Annotated in this window: 2 protein-coding genes; both read left to right on the top strand. The window is 72.7% G+C overall.

Annotated elements, in window-relative coordinates:
• The first annotated feature begins 8 nt into the window (after positions 1-8).
• Positions 9-1,994: an asparagine synthase (glutamine-hydrolyzing) gene (gene asnB / locus ACIQU6_RS18575; protein ID WP_403482699.1), complete on the top strand. Its 1,986-nt coding sequence runs from the start codon at positions 9-11 to the stop codon at positions 1,992-1,994.
• Positions 1,991-21,226 carry an SDR family NAD(P)-dependent oxidoreductase gene (locus ACIQU6_RS18570; RefSeq protein ID WP_403482698.1) on the top strand — a complete coding sequence of 6,412 codons (19,236 nt, stop codon included), beginning with the start codon at positions 1,991-1,993 and terminating at the stop codon, positions 21,224-21,226. Before asnB ends, ACIQU6_RS18570 begins: the two co-directional genes overlap by 4 nt.
• Positions 21,227-21,296 lie beyond the last annotated feature (70 nt).

The raw sequence follows: 21,296 nt of genomic DNA, 5'->3' as shown, positions 1-21,296 counted from the left end.
TGTGCGGGTTGGCTGGATTCCTCTCGACCTCCGTGCACTCCGGTGCCACCGCGGAGGTCATCACCTCGATGCTCTCGACCATCCGCCACCGCGGACCGGACGAGGCGGGCTATTACCTGGACGACGGTTTCGCCATGGGGACGGTGCGGCTGGCGATCGTTGACCTCGTCGACGGTTCGCAGCCCATGTCCGACCCGTCACAGCGTTACTGGATCTGCTTCAACGGCGAGTTGTACAACCACAGAGAACTCCGTGCCGAACTGGAAACGCTCGGCCGCCCGTTCCGCACCGACCACTCCGACACCGAAGTGGTGCTCCAGGCGTGGCTGCAATGGGGGACGGACTGCTTCATCCGATTCAACGGCGCCTTCGCGGTCGCTATCAGGGACGCGGTCTCCGGCGACCTCGTCCTGGCCCGCGACCGCTACGGCAAGCGCCCGCTGTTCTACACCGACCACGGCGGCGACTTCCTCTTCGCCTCCGAGATGAAGGCGTTCCGCGCGTTCCCCGGGTTCCGTTTCGATCTCGACCCGAGGGAACTGGCCACGATCTACGCCACCTGGACCCCGCTGCCCGACCGCACGCCGTACCGGGGTATCCGCCAGCTCCCGATGGGCTCCGTGCTGACCCTCAGCGCGGGCCGCCGCTCGCTGCGGGCCTACGAGGACCTCTCCTTCGACGTGGCCGGCTTCGACGGCACCGAGGCCGAGGCGATCGAGTTCGTCAGGGAGACCCTGCGCACCAGCGTGGAGCTGCGCCTGCGGTCCGACGTCGAGGTCGGCGTCTACCTCAGCGGCGGACTGGACTCCTCGGTGGTGACGCGCCTGGCCACCCAGCTCTCCCCGCACCAAGTCCGCACGTTCTCGGTGGCGTTCCAGGACAAGACCTTCGACGAGTCCGACAGTCAGCGCCTGGTCGCCGAGCATCTGGGCACCGAGCACTCCAGCGTCCCGATCACCGGCGCGGACATCGTCGACAACTTCCTGTCCGCCGTCTACCACGCCGAGGTGCCCACCTTCCGCACCTCGTTCGTGCCGATGTTCCTGCTGTCCCGGCACGTCCGCGACGCCGGCATCAAGACGGTCCTCAGCGGCGAGGGCGCCGACGAGGCGTTCCTCGGCTACTCGCTCTTCCGCGAGACGCTCTTGCGTCACCAGTGGCAGGAACTGTCCGACGACGAGCGCCGTGCCCGACTCGCCAACCTGCACCCGGAGTTGGCGCACTTCGGCCCCGCCCACCAGGCCCATCTGCTCGGTCTGTACCAGCAGTTCTCGGTGGAGCGCCTGCCGGGCCTGTTCTCGCACGAGATGCGGTACCAGAACGGCCTGTTCGCCAACCGTCTGCTCGCCGACGGCCGTGACCCGTTCGGCGACCTGCTCGACCTCGTGTCCCAGGCCCCTGGCTACGCGCGGATGCCCGCGGTGCACAAGGCCCAGTGGCTGGAGTACAAGACCCTGCTGCCCGGCTTCCTGCTGTCCACGCAGGGCGAGCGCGCCGCGCTGGCGCACGGCGTCGAGAACCGCTGCCCGTTCCTCGACCCGGCCGTGGTGCGCGCGGCCGCGTCGGTGAACCTGCGCTACGACGACGGTCAGGTCGAGAAGGCCCTGTTGAAGAAGGCGTTCCGCGCCGAGCTTCCGGAGTGGACCACCCAACGTCCCAAACAGCCCTACCGCGCCCCGGGCAGCACCGTGTTCAAGGAGAACCGCCCGGACTATCTGGAACTGCTGCTGTCCGAGCGCGAGTTGGCCGGGCTCGACTGCGTGGACCAGCGGTTCGCCCGGCGCCTGGTCAACAAGATCATGGCGTCACCGGCGGAGGAGATCAGCACCAAGGAGGACCAGTCCTTCCTGTACCTGCTGACGACCGCCGTGCTCAACCAGCAGTTCGTGCGGGGGGAGGGCGACCTGCCGGGCCGCCCGTCGACCGCCGCGCTGAACCTGCGCGTGACCGTGGACAACCGCCGCGCCCTGCGGCAAGCGGAGGAGAGCCGATGAGTGCCGACGACATCGCGATCACCGGTCTTGCCCTCCGGTTCCCCGGCGCCGACTCGCTGACCGAGCTGTTCGACCATCTCGCGGCCGGGCGCTCGCTGATCACCGAGGTGCCGACGGAACGGTGGTCGAAGGAACGTTACTTCGGCGATCCGCGCGAGGACGGGGAGCGGACGAACAGCATCTGGGCCGGGTTCGTCGAGGACGCCGACCGCTTCGACGCGGCCTTCTTCAACATCTCCCCGCGCGAGGCGGAGACGATGGACCCGCAGCAGCGGTTCGCGTTGGAACTGGCGTGGCAGGCCATCGAGGACGCGGGCTACCGGGCGAGCGACCTCGCGGGCAGCCGCACGGGCGTGTTCATGGGCGTGAGCCACGCCGACTACGCCGAGCTGATCGAACGCGACAACGTCCCGACCGACGGCTACTTCCCGACCGGCACCGCGTTCTCCATCGTCGCCAACCGCCTGTCCTACTTCTTCGACTTCCACGGCCCCAGCATCGCCAACGACACCGCCTGCTCCAGCTCGCTGGTCGCGCTCTACGAGGCCGTCACCGCGCTGCACAACGGCGACTGCGAACTGGCGCTGGCGGGTGGTGTGAACCTGTGCTGGTCGCCGAAGCTGTTCGTGGCGTTCAGCAAGGCCAGCATGCTCTCCCCCACCGGCACCTCGCACGCCTTCGACGAGGACGCCAACGGCTTCGTCCGCGGGGAGGGCGGCGCGGTCCTCGTGCTCAAGCCGCTGGCCAAGGCGTTGGCGGACAACGATCCCGTGTACGCGGTGATCAAGGGCATCGGGACCAACCACGGCGGCAAGACCAACTCGTTGACCGTGACCAACCCGACCGCGCAGGCCGCGCTGATCGAGGACGTCTACACCCGCGCCGGCGTCGCGCCCGGCACCGTGGGCTACATCGAGGCGCACGGGCCGGGGACGCCGGTGGGTGACCCGATCGAGATCGTCGGCCTCAAGCGCGCCTTCCAGAGCCTGCACGACGCCGACGGGACCCGACCGCTGCCGGACACCACCGGCATCGGCTCGATCAAGACCAACATCGGTCACCTGGAGTCGGCCGCCGGCGTGGCGGGCGTGGTGAAGGTGATCGGCGCGATGGCCGCCGGGGTGCTGCCGGCGACGGTCAACCACCGCAACCGGAACCCGCTGATCGACCTGGACGGCAGTCCGTTCTACATCGTCGGCGACACCCGGCCGTGGCCGGCCGGTGCGGACGCGCCGCGGCGGGCGGGCGTCAGCTCGTTCGGGTTCGGCGGGACCAACGCCCATGTGCTGCTGGAGGAAGGCCGGGGCGTGCCGCCGGTCGCCGAGCAGCCGGGACCGTATGTCATCCCGCTCTCGGCGAAGAACCCGGAGCGGTTGCGCGCACTGGCCGGGCGGTTGCGGGACCACCTGCGGGCGCCGGAACACCCGCTGCGGCCGCGCCAGTCGCTGGCCGACGTGGCCCACACGCTGCGCGTCGGCCGGGAACCGATGCGGACCAGGGCCGCGTTGGTCGTCGCGGACCGCCAACAGCTCGTCGCCGCGCTGGAGTCCGTCGCGGACGGTGAGGTGCACAACCCCGCGGGGGCCGAGCCCGAGGTGGTGGCCGCGGCGGAGGCGTGGGTGCGCGGCGGGACCGCCGACTGGCCCGAGCAGCCCGGGGCGCACCGCGTGCGGTTGCCGGGCTACCCATTCGCGCGGGACCGGCACTGGTACGTGGCGCCGGGAGCCGACGAGCCGGACGCCTCGTCGCTGCACCCGCTCGTCCACCGGAACACCTCCGATCTGGCGCAGCACCGCTACGCCTCCACCTTCACCGGCTCCGAGCCCTTCCTGGCCGCGCACCAGGTCCACGGCCGGCGGGTGCTGCCCGCGGTCGCGTACCTGGAGATGGCGCGGGCCGCCGTGGAGTACGCGGTGCCGCGGGAGGGGGCGGTGCGACTGCGTGACGTGGCGTGGCTGCGGCCGCTCGTCGTCGACGAACCCGCCGAAGTGCGGATCGAGTTGACCCCGCGCGGTGACGCGGTCGACATCGCCTTCCGCCAGGGCGGGACGACGCACAGCACGGGCCGCGCCGAGGCCGTCGCGCTGCCGGAACCGTCGCCGCTGGACCTCGACGAGCTGCGCGCGTCCTGCGGCACCCCGCGGGACACCGACGCGCTCTACGCGGACCTCCGCGCCCAGCGCCTGGAGTACGGGCCGGCCATGCGCGCGCTCCGCGACGTCCGGGTGGGGCGCGACGAGGCCGTGGCCCGCATCCGGGCCACGGAGACCGAGGGGTACGTGCTGCCGCCGAGCGTCCTGGATGCCGCCTTCCAGACGTCCGTGGCCCTGATGGGCGAGGCGTCCGGTCCGACGCTGGCCTTCGCCCTCGACGAGCTCCGGGTCTTCCGGCCGTGCGCGTCCGAGACGTGGGCGTGGGTCCGGCGGAGCGGGGGCTCCGGAGCGCTCGCCACGTTCGACATCGACCTGTGCGACGGCGACGGCGTGATCAGCGCCAGTCTGCGGGGGCTCGCCCAGCGCACCACCGACGCGGGCCCGCGGGTGGCCGCGGCGAGCGCGCGGTGGCTCGACAGACCGCTGAGCCCCGACGACGGTTCCCGCACCGCGCACGTCATGGAGCTGCCGGAGGTCGCGCTGGCGCACCCGGCCGACGGCGTCAACGCCGCGATCGACCGGGCATTCGCCGAGGTCCAGGGGCTGCTGGCGTCCGGCCCGAAGGACGAGCACCGGTTCGTGGCGCTGGTCGACGACCGGGTGCCGGCGCACTTCCACGCTCCGCTGGTGGGCCTGTTCCACACGGTCGCGCTGGAGAACCCGCTGGTCTCGGGCCGCGTGGTCCGGGTGCCCGGCCTGGCGGCGGCCTCGGCGGACGAGGTGTCGCGGATCGTGCGCGAGGAGTGCGCCGACGGCTCCGCCGACGCCGAGGTCCGCTACACCGCCGACGGCACCCGGCGGGTGCGCGAGCCCGTCGACGTGCCGTTCGGCCCCGGCCCGCAGGAGCCGAAGTTGCGGGCGGGCGGGGTGTATTGGGTGACCGGTGGGCTGGGTGGCATCGGTCGGCACCTCGCCCGCTACCTGAGCCGCGCGGGGGCGACGGTCGTCCTGAGCGGACGGTCCGCGGACGGCTCCGTGGCGTCGCTGCGCGCCGACGGGGTCGATGCGCACTACCTGCCGGTCGACGTCACCGATGACCGGGCCGTGCGCGGCGCGGTCGAGACGATTCTGCGGGTGCACGGCGCGCTGCACGGCGTCGTGCACGCGGCCGGGGTGCTGCGCGACCAGTACCTGCTGCGCAAGGACCTGACCGACGTCCGTCGGGTGACGGCGCCGAAGGTCCAGGGCACGCTCCATCTCGACGCCGCCACCCGCCATCTCGACCTGGACTTCTTCGTGTTGTTCTCCTCGGTCGCCGGTGTCTACGGCAACCCGGGGCAGTCCGACTACGCGGCGGCCAACGCGTTCCTGGACGCGTTCGCCGAGCACCGGCAGGCGCTGGTCGACGCGGGTGAGCGCAACGGCCGGACCGTGGCCGTCAGTTGGCCGTTGTGGGCCGACGGCGGCATGACGGCGGACGAGCTCACCCAGGAGACGATGCGGCGCGAGCGCGGCTGGGAGGCGCTGCCCACCGAGGACGGACTGCGCGCCTTCGGCGGGGCCCTGCGCGCCGACGCTCCCGCGCACCTCGTGGTCGCCTACGGCGCGCAGCCCTCGCTCGCCGGGTCGCGCCGTCCCGCGGCGGCCCGTCCGACGCCGGCCCGCCCGGTGTCGTCGGGCGGCATCGACGAGGGCGACCTGCAGGAGCGGACCGAGGAGTTGCTCACGGGGATCGTCGCCGAGGTCCTCCGGCACGCCCCCGAGGACCTCGACGCGACCACCAACCTCATCGAGTACGGCATCGACTCGCTGGGCATCCTGGGGGTGACCGCGCGGTTGGAGAAGCTGTTCGGGACGCTGTCCAAGACGATCTTCTTCGAGTACCTCAACATCGCGGACGTGGCGGCGCACTTCGTGGAGTCCCGGCCGGAGCAGTTGGCGGCCGTCCTGGCGGAGGGCTCGGGCACTGACGCGCCGGCCGCCCCGGCAACGGCCCCGCCCGCGCGGGGCGACGGGCGTCGGGCGGAGGCTGAGCCGGCCGAATCCCACGAGGCGGCGTCCGGCACCGGGCAGTCCGAAGGCTCGGACTCCGCCGCCGTCGTGCTGCGCGAACCCACGCGCGACGATCGGCACGACATCGCGATCGTCGGCGTTTCTGGGCGCTATCCGGGTGCCGACACCCTGGACGAGCTGTGGGAGTTGCTGGAGAACGGCCGGCACTCCTTCGAGGAGATCCCCGCCAACCGCTGGGACCACGCGGCCGTCTACGACGGCGACCGGTCCGTGCCGGGTAAGACGGTGATCCGGACCGGAACGTTCCTCCGCGACATCGACGCGTTCGACCCGCGCTACTTCCGCATCTCCAAGCGCGAGGCCGAGCGGATGTCCCCGGAGGTGCGGCTCTTCCTCCAAGTCGGCGTGCAGGCACTGGAGGACGCCGGCTACTCGCGGGAGACCATCCACCGCCGCTACCAGGGTGACGTGGGCGTGCTCGTGGGAACCATGAGCAACCACTACAACCTGTACGGCTTCCAGAACAGCCTCACCCGCGGCGCCCCGCAGAGCGGCAGCTACACCGGCACGATCCCCAACATGCTGTCCTACTTCTACGGTCTGACCGGGCCGTCGATCTTCGTGGACACCATGTGCTCGGCCTCGTCGACGTGCGTGCACCAGGCCGTGCAGATGCTGCGGGCCGGCGAGTGCCGGATGGTGGTCGCCGGGGGCATCAACCTGATGCTGCACCCGTACAACCTCGTCACCTCGTCGCAGGAGCACTTCACCACGGGCACCTCCGACGTGATCCGCAGCTTCGGCCTCGGCGTGGACGGCACCATCCTCGGTGAGGGTGTCGGCGCGGTCGTGCTCAAGCCGTTGGTCGACGCCGAGCGCGACGGCGACCACGTGTACGGAGTGATCCGGGGCACCGCCCTGTCCAACGCCGGTACCCGCAACGGCTTCACCGTGCCGAACCCGGTGATGCAGGCGCGCGCCATCGAGAAGGCCCTCGACGACGCCGGAGTCGACCCGAGGACGGTCAGCTACGTCGAGGGACACGGCTCGGGCACCGCTCTGGGCGACCCGATCGAGGTCCGGGCATTGACCTCGGCCTACCGGAAGCACACCTCGGACAGGCAGTTCTGCGCGCTCGGCTCGGTCAAGGCCAACATGGGGCACCTCCTCGCGGCGGCCGGCATGATCGGGCTGTCCAAGGTGCTGCTCCAGTTCCGGCACGGCAAGCTGGTCCCGTCGCTGCACAGCACGGAGCTCAACCCGGACATCGACTTCGCCGACACGCCGTTCCGGGTACCGCAGTCGCTCACCGACTGGAAGCCGACGGTCACCACGGCCGACGGCCGGCAGGTGACCCCACCCCGGCGGGCCGGCCTCACCTCGATCGGCGCCGGCGGGATGAACTCGCACATCATCTTGGAGGAGTACCCCGAACCTCCCGCGCGTCAGGAGCCGTTCGGCGAGCAGCTGTTCGTGTTCTCGGCGATGAACGAGGCCGCGCTCGGGCGTTATCTGGCCACCTTCCGCGACTACCTCGCCGGGATGCGGGAGGCCGACCTCCCCGACATCGCGTTCACGCTGCGGGTGGGCAAGAACGAACTGCCGCACCGCTGGGCGTTCGTGGCGGCGGACAAGCGGTCCGCGCTGGCGGCCGTCGACGGCTACCTCGGCGGCCGACGGGAGCTGCCCGCACACGACCTCGCCACGACCTGGGTCGCCGGCAAGAGCGTCGACTGGGACCGGTTACCGGCGGCGCGCCGGGTGTCGCTGCCCGCGTACCCGTTCGAGAAGGTGCGGTGCTGGGTGGAGTCGACCGACGGCGCACCGTCCGTGCTGGCCCCGTTGGCGTTGCGGGAGCGGTTGCACCCGTTCCTGGGACGCAACGAATCCGATGTGCGCGGCCTGCGCTACGGTGCCGACGTCCTCCTGTCCGACCTGCTCGACTACGGCTACCGCCTGGACAAGGCCCCGGCCGTGGTGCCGACCTTCGCCGTGGATCTCGCCCTGGCCACCGCCCAGGTCAGCGGGTTCGCCGCGCGGGCGTCCGTCCACGATCTCCGCGTGCTGCGGCCGATCGACTGGTCCGCGACCAAGCGGCTCGTGACGGAGTTCGCCGACGGCCACGGCACCGTCCGGACCGAGGACGGTTCTGCGGCCGTGGAGTTCACCGTCCGGGTCGGCGCGGCCCCGTCCGGCCGGGTCGACCTGGCCGGGCTGCGGCCGGTCCGCACCCGGGACGAGTTCCTGGCCGAACTGGCCGCCGGCGGGGTCGACTACAAGCCGACGTCGTGCGCGGTCGACGGCGTGTTCCGCACCGCGGACGGGCGGACGGTGCTGAGCGTCGGCCGGCCCGCGTTCCAACAGGACCACGTCCGGCGGAACGTCACCGTCGAGCCGTTCGTGCTCGCGGCGCTCGCGCAGGGCGTGCAGTGGGAGGCCAAGCGCGCCGGGGTTCCGGACTGGCCGCGGGTCGCGCCCCACCACATCGCGGAGATCCACGTACGGGCCGGGGAACCCGTCACCCACCTGGTGTTCGGGGACGACCGGATCGTGCTGGTCGGTGCGGCGGGCGAGGTCGTCGGCGAGCTCCGCGGGGTGCGATCGGGCACCGGTGGTGTGGAGCCGGCCGTGCGCCCGCTGCCGCAGACCGCCCCGGCACCGGCCGAGCACGGGCCGGTGGGTGCGCACCCCGCCGCCCCGGCCGGGCCCGCCCTGGTCGAGGCCCTGCGGTCCATCGCCGCCGGCCTCCTCAAGTTCGAGCCGGAGGAACTCGATCCGCACACCGGCCTGGACGCGTTCGGCTTCGACTCGATCTCGCTGGTAGCCCTCGCCGAGGAGATCCACGAGCGGTTCGGTGCCAAGGTCAGCCCGGCGGTCTTCTTCGACGTCAGGACGTTGGAGGGGCTCGGCCGCCACCTCGCCGACGAGCACGGCGTCACCGTGGCGGCCGCGCCCCGGCCGGTCCCGGCCGAGGTCGAGGCGACCCCGGCACGGATCGCGTCGCCACAGCCGCGGCCGGTACCGGCCGCGTCCGATCCGCGCATGCCGATCGCCGTCATCGGCGCGGCGGGGCGGTTCCCCGGCGCCCGCAACCTGGACGAGTTCTGGGCGAACCTGGTGGCGGGCGAGGACTCCGTCACCGCGTTCCCCTGGCACCGGTACGACGCGGGCGACCGCGGGGCCATCGAGGCCCAGGACTTCCCCCACCGGATGGGTGCCCTCGACGACGTCGACGCCTTCGACGCGGGCTTCTTCCGCGTCCTGCCGCGCGAGGCGGAGCTGATGGACCCCCAGCACCGCCTGGCGCTGGAGACGGTGTGGCAGGCGCTGGAGGACAGTGCGTACCGCCCGGCCGACCTGCCGACCAACACGGGTGTGTTCATCGGCGTCACCGGCAACGACTACGCGACGCTGCTCGCCACGAGCGGCGCGGAACCGGACGCGTTCACCTCGACCGGGACGACGCACTCGATCCTCGCCAACCGCATCTCGTACCTCCTCGACGTGCGCGGCCCGAGCGAGCCGATCGACACGGCCTGTTCCAGCTCGCTGGTGGCGGTGCACCGCGCGATGGAGGCGATCCGTTCCGGCGCCTGCGACATGGCCGTAGCGGGCGGGGTGAACGTGCTGCTCAGCGCCGACACGTTCGTCAGCGCGCACCGCGCCGGCATGCTCAGCCCGGACGGCCTGTGCAAGACCTTCGACGCCGACGCGAACGGCTACGTGCGCGGCGAGGGCGTCGGGGCGGTGGTGCTCAAGTCGTTGGCGGCCGCCGAGCGCGACGGTGATGCGATCCTCGGCGTGCTCAGGGGAAGCGCGTACAACCACGGCGGCCGGGCGAACTCGCTGACCGCGCCCAACGCCGACGCCCAGGCCGAGTTGGTGACGACCGCGGTCGGCGACCTCGATCCGGACACCATCGGCTACGTCGAGACGCACGGCACCGGCACGGCCCTCGGCGACCCGGTGGAGGTCCGCGCGCTGCGCACCGCGTTCCGCCGGCTGGGGCGCAGCGACGACGGCGCGTGCGGGCTGGGTTCGGTCAAGACTAACATCGGTCACCTGGAGTCGGCCGCGGGCATCGCCGGGCTGCTGAAGGTGCTGCTCGCGCTCCGGCACGGTGTGCTGCCGGCGACCCAGCACGTCCGGCAGGTCAATCCGTACATCGAGCTGGACGGCGGTCCGTTCCACCTCGTGCGGGAGAACGAGTCCTGGCCGCGGCCCCGCGACCGTGCCGGCAGTGCGTCGCCGCGGCGGGCCGGGGTGAGCAGCTTCGGGTTCGGGGGCGTCAACGCCCATGTCGTCGTCGAGGAGTACGTGCCCGGCGGCGAGGGCACCGAGCACGGCCGGCGCGCGGCGCACACGGAGAGCGGCGGGAGCGTGACGGTGCCGCTGTCGGCCCGCACCGCGGAGCAGTTGACCGCTCGCGCCCGGGATCTGTTGGCCTTCCTGGAGGGAGCCGACGAGGTGTCGCTCCGGTCCGTCGCGTGGAGCCTGCAGGTCGGCCGCGAAGAGCTGGCCGAACGGGTCGGCTGGGTGGTCTCGTCGCGCGCCGAACTCATCGACCGGCTGCGGGCGTTCGTCACCACGGGCGACCGTGGTGCGGGCGACGCCCTCATCGGGCGGTGGGTCGACGGCGCCACCGTCGACTGGCGCGCGCAGCACGACGGCCCGACGCCCGGACGCGCGCACCTGCCCGGGTATCCCTTCGCCCGCGAGCGGTTCTGGCTCCCCGACAGCGGCAGGAAGAACGCGAAGCAGGAGAGCACGAAGGACGCCGACGCCGCACAGGCGCACGGCACGGCCCTGTTGACACCACGGTGGACGCCGACGCCCGCCGCCCCGACCGCGCGCTACGAGCGACGCGTCGTCATCCTGTGCGGGGTCGAGGGTGCGGTGCCCGGGGCCGTCGTCCTGACGACGACCAAGCAGCGGCCGGAGAGCCGGTTCCGCGATCTGTCGTGGCAGCTGGCGGAGACCCTCCGCGGCCTCGACGGCCCGCACGGCACCACCGTGGTCCAGGTCGTGACCGACTCCCCCGCCCTGGCCGGCCTCTTGCGAACCGTCACCAAGGAGGACCCACGGCTCGTCGGTCAGGTCATCGCCGTCGACGGTGTCCGAGGCGACGACGGCATCGACCTGGCCGCTGTCGTGGCGGAGAACGCGGGCACCACCGATGACCTGGTGCTGTACCGCGACGGTGTCCGGCACACGCGGACCTGGGTCCGGGCCGTGCCGGAGGGCACGGCCCCGGAGGCACCGTGGCGGGACGGCGGGGTGTACCTGATCACGGGCGGCGCCGGGGGCATCGGTGCCCTGACGGCCCGTCGGATCGCGGCCGACGTGCGACGCCCGACCCTGGTGCTCGCCGGCCGGTCACCGAGCGACGAACGGATCGAGCGCCTGCTCACCGACCTGCGTCGGGCCGGAGCGGAGGCGCGGTACGTGCGCGCGGACGTCTCCCGTTGGGAGGAGGTGCGGCATCTGGTGGCCGAGGCCGGCGAGGTCACCGGGATCGTGCACGCCGCCGGCGTGGTGCGGGACGCGCCGCTCGCGGCGAAGACCGTCGAGCAGTGGGACGAGGTGCTCGCGGCCAAGGTGGACGGACTGGTCCACCTCGACCGGGCCACCGCGCACTGCCCGCTGGAGTTCGTGCTCGGGTACTCCTCGGGCGCCGCGCTCACCGGGAACCCCGGGCAGTCCGACTACGCGACCGCCAACGCCTACCTCGACGCGTTCGCCGCGGTGCGCAACACGTGGGTCGCGGACGGACGCCGCCGCGGGCGCACGCTCTGCCTGGCCTGGCCGCTGTGGGAGGACGGCGGCATGCAGGTGAACGACCGTACGCGGGCCTACCTTTGGGCGGACCGGGGACTCGCACCGATGCCCACGCAGGACGGGTTCGCCGCGCTGTGCGACGCCTGGCGCACGGGCTCGGACCAGGTGTGGGTGCACCACGGCGACCTCGACCGGGTGCCGACCGGGACGCCGGCGCCGCACCCCGCGGTGCCCGCCGTGCCCGTGGAACCCGCCACCGACCCGACCGCCCTGCACCACCTCCTCGCCCTGTTCGCCGAGGTGACCAAGCTCGCGCCGGAGGCGGTGGGCCCCGATCGTCCGCTCCCCGAGTTCGGCCTGGACTCCGTGATGGTCCTCCAGCTCAACCGGGAGTTGGCCCGGACCTATCCGCACCTCTCGTCGACGCTCTTCTACGAGCAGCCGACGCTGCGGGCGGTGGCCGACCAACTCGCCGGCCACGGCGCGGAATCGGCGCACGGACGGCCGTCCGGCACCGCGGGCGCGCCGAGCGCCCCCGCACCGGAGCCGGCGGCCGGTCCCGCGCAGCGGTCGCCCCGCACCGAGCACCGCACTCCCGACACCGAGCGGCAGTCCGCCCGCGCGGACCGGTCGACGGCCCATGCCGGCGAGCCGATAGCGGTCATCGGGCTGAGCGGGCGCTACCCCGGCGCCGCCGACCCGGAACAGTTCTGGGAGAACCTCAAGGCGGGCCACGTCGGTATCCGTGAGATCGACCGCTGGCCGTTGGACGACTTCTTCGAGCCCGACCGCAACACCGCGGTCGCCACCGGCCGCAGCTACAGCAAGTGGGGTGGTTTCCTGGACGACTTCGCGGCGTTCGACCCCAGGTTCTTCGGTATCGCCCCCCGCGACGCGTACGCCATGGACCCTCAGGAACGGCTCTTCGTGCAGGCCGCCTGGGAGGTGCTGGAGGACGCGGGTTACACCAGGTCCCGCCTCGCCGACCGCCACGACCACCGCGTCGGGGTGTTCGCCGGCGTCACCAAGGTCGGCCACGCCCGGCACGACGTGGGTCGGCTGCCGTCCGGCGAACTCGTGGTGCCCGGCCTGTCGTTCGCCTCGCTGAGCGCCCGCGCCTCCTACCTGCTCGACCTGCGCGGCCCGAGCCTGACGCTCGACACGATGTGCTCGGCGTCGCTGACCGCCCTCCACGAGGCGTGCGAGCACCTGCACAGCGGTGCGTGCGAGGTGGCGATCGCCGGCGGCGTGAACCTCTACGCGCACCCGTTGGACTACGTCGAGCTGTGTCGCTCCGGGATGCTCTCGCCGGACGAGCGCTGCCGCAGTTTCGGCGCCGGCGGCCACGGCTTCGTGCCCGGTGAGGGCGTCGGGTGTGTGCTGCTCAAGCCGCTGTCGCGCGCCGAGGCCGACGGGGACCGGGTGCTCGCGGTGATCCGCGGGTCCAGTGTCAACCACGGCGGCCGCAGCACCGGTTACACGGTGCCGAGCCCGGTCGCCCAGGCGGCCCTGGTCCGCGAGGCGTTGGACCGGGCCGGGGTCTCCGCCCGGCAGGTCGGTTACGTCGAGGCGCACGGCACCGGCACCGAACTGGGCGACCCGATCGAGATCACGGGCCTGACCAAGGCGTTCGAACGGGACACCGCGGACCGGCAGTTCTGCGCGATCGGCTCGGTGAAGTCGGGCATCGGCCACCTGGAGGCCGCGGCCGGGATAGCCGGGCTGACCAAGGTCCTGCTCCAACTCCGGCACCGGCAGCTCGTGCCGAGCCTGCACGCCGAAGAACCCAACCCGAACATCGACTTCGCGTCGACCCCGTTCCACCTCCAGCGCGAGCTGAGTCCGTGGCACTCCGACGGCCCGCGGATCGCGGCGGTGTCCTCCTTCGGTGCCGGTGGCTCGAACGCGCATCTGATCGTCGAGGAGTATCCCGTGCAACCCACCGACGGTGCGCCGAGCAGCACCGCCCAGGTCGTCGTCCTCTCGGCGAGGACTCCCGAGCAACTCACCGCATCTGTCGACCGGTTGGCCGGGTTCCTCGACCGGAACCCGGACACCGACCTGGCGGACCTGGCCTTCACCCTCCAGGTCGGTCGGGAGGCGATGCCGGAGCGGTTCGCGGTCGCGGTGTCCTCGACCGCGGAGCTGAGGAGCAGTCTGACGGCGGGTCGTGGACACCGGGGCACCGCCGCGGGCGGTCTGCTCGCCGAGCTCACCGACGACGGCGACGTCCAGGAGCTGCTGATGCAGCGGTGGAGCGCCGCCGGCAAGCTGTCCAAGGTCGCGGCGCTGTGGGTGGCCGGTGCCGAGGTGGACTGGGCCCGCCTGCACCAGCAGGAGCGGCGTCGGGTGGTGTCGTTGCCGACGTACCCGTTCGCCAAGGAGCGGTTCTGGATCGGTGACCTGACCCGACCGAGGCCCGCGCCGGTCGCGGCGACGGTCGCCGCGACCGTGGCGGCGGCCCCCGAACCCGTGGTCGCGGACCGGAGTCTGGAGGAGCTGGTGCCCGCCGTGGTGCGGGAGAAGATCGCCCGCGCGTTGGCCATGGAGGTCGACGAGATCGACGGTGGGCTGGCCTTCGCCGACTACGGCCTGGACTCGATCCTGGCCGTCCGCGTGGTGCACCAGCTCAACGAGGCGCTGTCGCTGGACCTGGCGACGAGCGTGGTCTTCGACTTCAGCACCGCCGACCGGCTGGCCGCGCACCTGCTCGCCGCGTACCGGGACGTCATCGTGCCCACCGAAGGCACCCCCGGGCCACGGCCGGCACCGCAGGTCGTCCCTGAGCCGGTGGCGGGGCCGGGGAGCAACGCGCCGGTGACGGTGGCGGGTTCGCAGGACGTCGCGCCGGTCGCGGTGCCCTCGCCCGTACGGGAGGCGCCTCGGGAGAACCGGGCCCCGGATGCGGAGCGCGGACCGATCGCGGTGATCGGCATGAGTGGCCGGTTCGCGGGCGCCGACTCGCTCGACGCACTGTGGACGCACCTGGTCGACGGCGAGGACCTGGTCACCGAGACGAGCCGGTTCGACCTCGACAGCGTGGGCGCCTGCCGCCGGGGCGGCTTCCTGCGCCGCATCGACGAGTTCGACGCGATGTTCTTCGGCATCTCGGGCACCGAGGCCGCGGTGATGGACCCCCAGCAGCGGCTGCTGCTGGAAGAGTCCTGGAAGGCGCTGGAAGACGCCGGCTACGCCGGCCAGATGGGCCAGCGACGCTGTGGCGTCTACGTCGGGGCGTGGGCGGGCGACTACCAGGGCCTGCTGGCCCCGGACGCGCCGGCGCAGACCCTGTGGGGCAACATGACGTCGGTCATCCCCAGCCGGGTCTCCTACTTCCTCGACCTCAAGGGGCCGGCGATCGCCGTCGACACCTCCTGCTCCAGTTCGCTCGTGGCGATCGACCTGGCCTGCAAGGACCTGTGGTCCGGTGAGGTCTCCACGGCGTTGGCGGGCGGGGTGTTCCTCCAGTCCACGCCGCGGCTGTACGGGCTCGCCGGCCGCGCCGGGATGCTCTCGCCGACCGGCCGCTGCCACACCTTCGACCACCGCGCCGACGGGTTCGTGCCCGGCGAGGGCGTCGGGGTCGTGGTGCTCAAGCGGCTGGCGGACGCGCTGGCCGACGGCGACCACGTCCACGGCGTGATCAGGGCCAGCGGGGTCAACCAGGACGGCGCCACCAACGGCATCACGGCGCCGAGTTCGGTGTCCCAGGAGAGCCTGCTCGGCGAGGTGTACGAGCGGTTCGGCGTCGACGTGGAGCGCATCGGGCTCGTCGAGGCGCACGGCACCGGCACCAAGCTCGGCGACCCGATCGAGTTCCAGGCGCTCGACCGGGCCTTTCGCGCCCGCACCGCCAAGACGGAGTACTGCGCGCTCGGCTCGCTGAAGACCAACATCGGCCACACCCAGTTCGCGGCGGGCATCGCCGGCGTGCTGAAGGTGCTGCTGGCGCTCAAGCACCGGCGTATCCCCGCGTCGCTGCACTTCGAGGCCGCCAACGAGGCGATCGGCCTCGCCGGCAGCCCGTTCTACGTCAACACCCGCACCCGGCAGTGGGATTCCCCCCACGGCGTGCCGCGGTGCGGTGTGGTGAGTTCCTTCGGTGCCAGCGGGACCAACGCGCACCTGGTGCTCGAAGAGGCCCCGGCGGTGCCGCGCGCCACGGCACCGCAGGCGGAACACCTGGTGGTGCTGTCGGCCAGGACCGAGCAGCAACTCGCCGAACAACGGCGCCGGTTGGCGGCACACGTCCGCGCCGAGCCGGCCGTCGACCTCGGTGACCTCGCGTACACACTGAGCGTCGGGCGGGCGCGGTTCACGCACCGGTTCGCCTGTGTGGTCCGTGATCGCGAGGAACTGCTCCAGGTCCTCGACGGAACGCTCCCGGCGCGCAGGCCCGATGACACTCCGGTGCCGGCCCGGGGTCGGCGGATCGCGCTGCCGACCTATCCCTTCGCCCCCGACCGGCACTGGCCCGCGTCCGACGGCGCGCGGGTGACGCTGACCCGCACGGACGGTCTGCTGCGCGATCACGTGGTGCAGGGCCGCAGCATCCTGCCCGCGGTCGCCCATCTCGAACTGGCCCGCGCGGCGCTGGGTGCCACCACGGTGCGCCTGCGCAACGTGACGTGGGTGCGGCCGCTGGAGGTCGCGGACGATCCGGTGGAGGTGCGGGTCGACCTGCGGGAGGCCGGCCGGGCCGGCCAACGGTTCACGATCGCCACCGGCGACACCGTCTGCTGCGAGGGCAGCATCGCCCCGTCCGACGCGCCGCGCCCGGCACGTTCGGACCTCGCCGCACTGCGCGCGGACTGCCGGGAAACCGTGTCCGCCGACCGGATCCGCGAGGCTCTGGTGGCGAAGGGCATCGAACACGGCCCGTCCCTGCGGGCGATCCGTCAGGCGCACGTCGGCGCCGGGACCGTCCTGGCCGAACTGGTGCTGCCGGAGTCGGCGGAGCCGGGGGTGCTGACGCCCGCGCTGCTGGACTCGGCGATCCAGGCGTCGGTCGCCGCCCACCTCACCGCGCTGGAGAGCACCGCCGTGCCGTTCGCCCTGGAACAGCTCGACCTGTTCGCGCCGTGCCAGGCGACGATGTGGGCGGTGGTGCGGGGCGGCGCGTCCGGACCGCTCAGCAAGCTGGACATCGACCTGGTCGACGGCGACGGCGAGGTCTGCGTGCGCCTGACCGGGTACTCCGCGCGTCGCACCGCCCCGAGGGCCGAACAGGCCGATCCCACGGCCCTGTTCGCGCCCGTGTGGGACCCGATCACCGCGTCCGACGCGCCCGTACCGGGATCGGCGGACCGGGTGCTGGTCGTCGGTCGGCCCGGCGCCCTCGCATCCGCGCGGACCTGGCCGTTGCCGCCGTCGGCCACCGTCGAGGAGGTGACCGCCGCGCTCCGTGACCTCGGGCCGATCGACCACCTGGTGTGGGCCGCGCCCGAGCCCTCCCTCAGCCCGACCGACGCCGCCGGGTACGTGGCGGCCCAGGACGAGGGCGTCATCGCGGCCTTCCGGATGATCAAGGCGCTGATCGCCGCCGGCTACGACGCCCGGCCGTTGGGGATCACGTTGGTCACCACCCGTGCGCTCGCCACCCACGCGCAGGACACCGTCCAGCCCGCGCACGCCGGATTGCACGGTCTGTTCGGGTCGTTGGGGCGGGAGTACCCGCAGTGGACCGTGCGCCGCGTCGACCTCGACGCCCCCGAGTGGCCCACCGACCTCACGGCGTTGCCGGCCCACTCACCTGACGACGCGTGGGTGCGGCGTGCCGGGCAGTGGCTCGCCCGGCGCTGGGCACCGTGTGCGGCACCGGCCCGACCGGTGTACCGCGAGGGCGGCGTCTACGTCGTGATCGGCGGCGCCGGCGGCCTGGGGCGGGCATGGACCCAGCACGTGGTGCAGCGCCACGGCGCACACGTCACATGGATCGGTCGCAGCCCGCGCGACGCGTCCGTGGAAGAGCGGCTCAGCTCCGTCACGGGGCGCGGCACGGTGAGCTACCTCAGCGCCGACGCCGGGGACCCGGCGGCGCTGCGCCGTGCCGTCGCGGAGATCAAGCGGCAGCATCCGCAGATCCACGGAGTGGTGCAGGCCGCCCTCGTGTTGGAGGACAGCACGTTCGCCAGGATGGACGAGGCGGCACTGCGCGCGGCACTGCGGGCCAAGGTCGACGTCACGACCGCGATGGCCGAGGGCTTCGACGGCGAGGGGCTGGACTTCGCCGTGTTGCTGTCGTCGATGCAGTCCTTCACCACGGCGGCCGGCCAGGGCAACTACGCGGCCGGATGCGCCTTCAGCGACGCCTACGCGCATGCGCTCGGCGCGCACTGGGACACCCCGGTCAAGGTCATGAACTGGGGCTGGTGGGGCACCTTGGGGAGCGTGACGTCCGCGTTCTACCGGGACCGGATGAGCCGGGCCGGGCTGGTGTCGATCGAGCCGGGCGAGGGGATCGCCGCGCTGGACGCGCTGCTCGGCGGGGACCAGCGGCAGCTCGCCTTCGTCAAGACCAACGAGCACAACACGTTGGCCAACTTCGACCGTGCCACCGCGGTCACCGTGCACCGGCCGGAACGGGCCCGGATCGCCGGTGGGTTGCTGACCCCGTCCGACGGCCCGGACCCGCGCATGGACGAGGTGGTGCGGTGGCGCCGGACCGAGCGCGATCCGTGGCTGGCCAAGGTCCTGTCGGCACAGATGGCGTCGCTCGACCCCACGACGATCCGGCCGGCCTACGCCGCCTGGTGGGAGCACGCCCAGCGCCTCCGGGTGACGGCGGGGCCGGCGGAGGACGTGCTCGGGCAGTGGGACCGGCAGTGCGCGCTGTGGTCGGCCGACCCGGACCGCAGGGCCGAGTTGCAGTTGGCCACCGCCACGCTCACCGCGTTGCCGGACATCCTCACGGGCCGGACCCGGCCCACCGATGTCATCTTCCCGCGCGGTTCCATGGAACTGGTCGAGGGCTGCTACCGAAACAACCACGTCGCCGACGTGTTCAACCGCGCCATGACCCGGGCCGCCGTCACCGTCGTCACGGAGCGGCTGCGCCGAGAGCCCGGTGCGCGGCTGCGGATCCTGGAGATCGGTGCCGGGACCGGCGGCACCAGCGCCGGGATGTTCGCCGCGCTCCAGCCGTACCAGGACAGCATCGAGACCTACGTCTACACGGACCTGTCCAAGGCGTTCCTCAACCACGCGCGGAGCGCCTACGGGCCCCAGGCGCCGTACCTGGACTGCCGACGGTTCGACGTCGAACAGCCGCTGGCCGGGCAGGACATCGCCGAGGGGAGTTTCGACCTGGTGATCGCCGCCAACGTGCTGCACGCGACCAAGGACACCCGCACCACCCTGCGCAACGCCAAGGCCGCCCTGCGGGCCGGTGGGTGGCTGCTGCTGAACGAGCTGTCGGCGTTCGACCTGTTCAGCCACGTCACGTTCGGGCTGCTCGAAGGCTGGTGGCTGTTCGACGACCGGTCGCTGCGCATTCCGGGCTCGCCCGCGCTCTCGCCGGAGAGTTGGCGGGACGTGCTGACGGGCGAGGGTTTTTGCACCGTGGCGTTCCCGCTGCCTCAGGCGCTGCCCCTGGGACAGCAGATCATCGCGGCGGAGAGTGACGGGGTGGCCCGGCAACGGACCGGGACCCCGGCAACGGAGAGCACACCGCGCCAAGCCGGTGGAACGGAACGGAAGGCGCCGACACCGCGCCCGGAGCCCGCACCCGTCGCGGACCGCGCACCGCACGCCCCCACGGCGCCTCCCGCGGCCGCCCCGACGTCCGGGCCCCGCTCCCCTGCCGCGGGCCCGACGGTCGAGCCGACCGAACCGACCGCGGTCCCCGCGTCGCCGTCGCGGTCCGACCTGGTAGCGCTCCTCCGCTCCAAGGCCGCCGCCGTCCTGGGCATCCCCGCCGACCGGATCGACCCCTCGACACCCCTCACCGACTACGGCCTGGACTCCATCCTCGTCCTCCAACTCACCAACGCCCTGCGGGAGGACTTCGGCCCGGACGTCCCGGCCACCCTGCTCTTCGACGTCCCGTCCGTCGACGGCCTGGCCTCCCACTTCGCGGGGCCGGCGGGCGAGCGGTGGAACCTCTCCCGCGGCCAACTGACCATGTATCAGGACCAGCAGCGCTGGCCGGAGTCGGTGGCCTACAACCTCCCGCTCCTGTTCGAGCTGCACGGTGACGTGGACGAGTCAGCCCTGGAACGGGCCGTCCGCGCGCAGACACAGACCCATCCGGTGCTGAGCGCGCTCTTCGGTGAGCGGGACGGCGTGCCGTACATGGACATCGACCCGAGCCGGACCCCGTCGTTCGACCGCATCACCCTCGCGGCCACCGCGCGCGAGGACCAACTGGCGGCGCTCCGCGACCTGGTGGACGTCCCGTTCGACCTGGTGACCGGCCCGCTGGTCCGGGCCCACCTGGTCTCCCTCCCCGGACGGCGACGGCTGCTGATGCTCACCGCGCACCACATCCTGCTGGACGGCACCTCGACCGCCGTCCTGATCCGTACGCTCAAGGCGGCCCACCGGGGCGAGGCGGGCGCCGAGCGCACCACCACCTACGGCGACTTCGTCACCTGGGAGGAGGCGCTGCTCGACGGGCCGCGCGCCGCAGGGCACCGGGACTACTGGCTCGGCGAGTTGGCCGGCCCGCGCCCGACGCTGGCACTGCCCTACGACCGTCCGTACGACCCGAAGCGGATGCCCCGCGTGGACGTGGTGCGGACCCGACTCTCGCCGACTCTGGCCGCCGCCCTCGCCGACACCGCGAGGGAGCACCGGGTCAGCGTCGCCACCGTGCTCTTCGCGACGTTCGTGCGGTTCCTGCACGAGCTGACCGGGCAGGACGACCTGGTCCTGGGCATGACCGCGGCCGCGCGTTACGAGGACCGGTTCCGGGACGTGGTCGGCCAGTTCGCGAACTGCCTGCCCCTGCGGTGCACGGCCACCGGCAACTTCCCCGAACTGCTCGCGTCCGTGCAACGCACGGTCGTGGCCGGTATCGAGCACGGCGCCTTCCCGCTGCGGGAGATCGCCCGGGAGCTGGGCGCGGACGAGGAGCCGCTGCTCCTGACGAACTTCCTGTTCCAGAACTTCGAAGGCGCCGCACTGCTCACCGACGACGCGCCTGCCGCGGCGGGCGAGTTGGACCTGCGCCCGTTCGACGACCTGCCGTACGCCGGGGAGTACACCCTGTCCGCGGAGTGCTACCGCGACGGTGACGGGTACAAGGTGTTCCTCAAGTACGACACGCACGTCTTCGACGCGGCGACGGCGCGCCGGATGGCGGACGCCTGGCACGCCGTCATCCGGCGGGAGGTGGGTCCGCGGTAGGGAGCCGCACACGATGAGGCGGGTGGGCCCCGGATCCTGTGCAGGATCCGGGGCCCACCCGCCTAACGGG

It is taken from the genome of Streptomyces sp. NPDC090442, assembly GCF_044769405.1.
Taxonomy (GTDB): Bacteria; Actinomycetota; Actinomycetes; order Streptomycetales; family Streptomycetaceae; genus Streptomyces.
The sequence above is the reverse complement of the archived record's forward strand: the minus strand, read 5'-3'. Positions and strand labels throughout refer to the sequence as shown.

Excerpts from the sequence above, each read along its gene's own strand:
- ACIQU6_RS18570 (WP_403482698.1), top strand. The coding sequence starts at position 1,991 with ATGAGTGCCGACGACATCGCGATCACCGGTCTTGCCCTCCGGTTCCCC.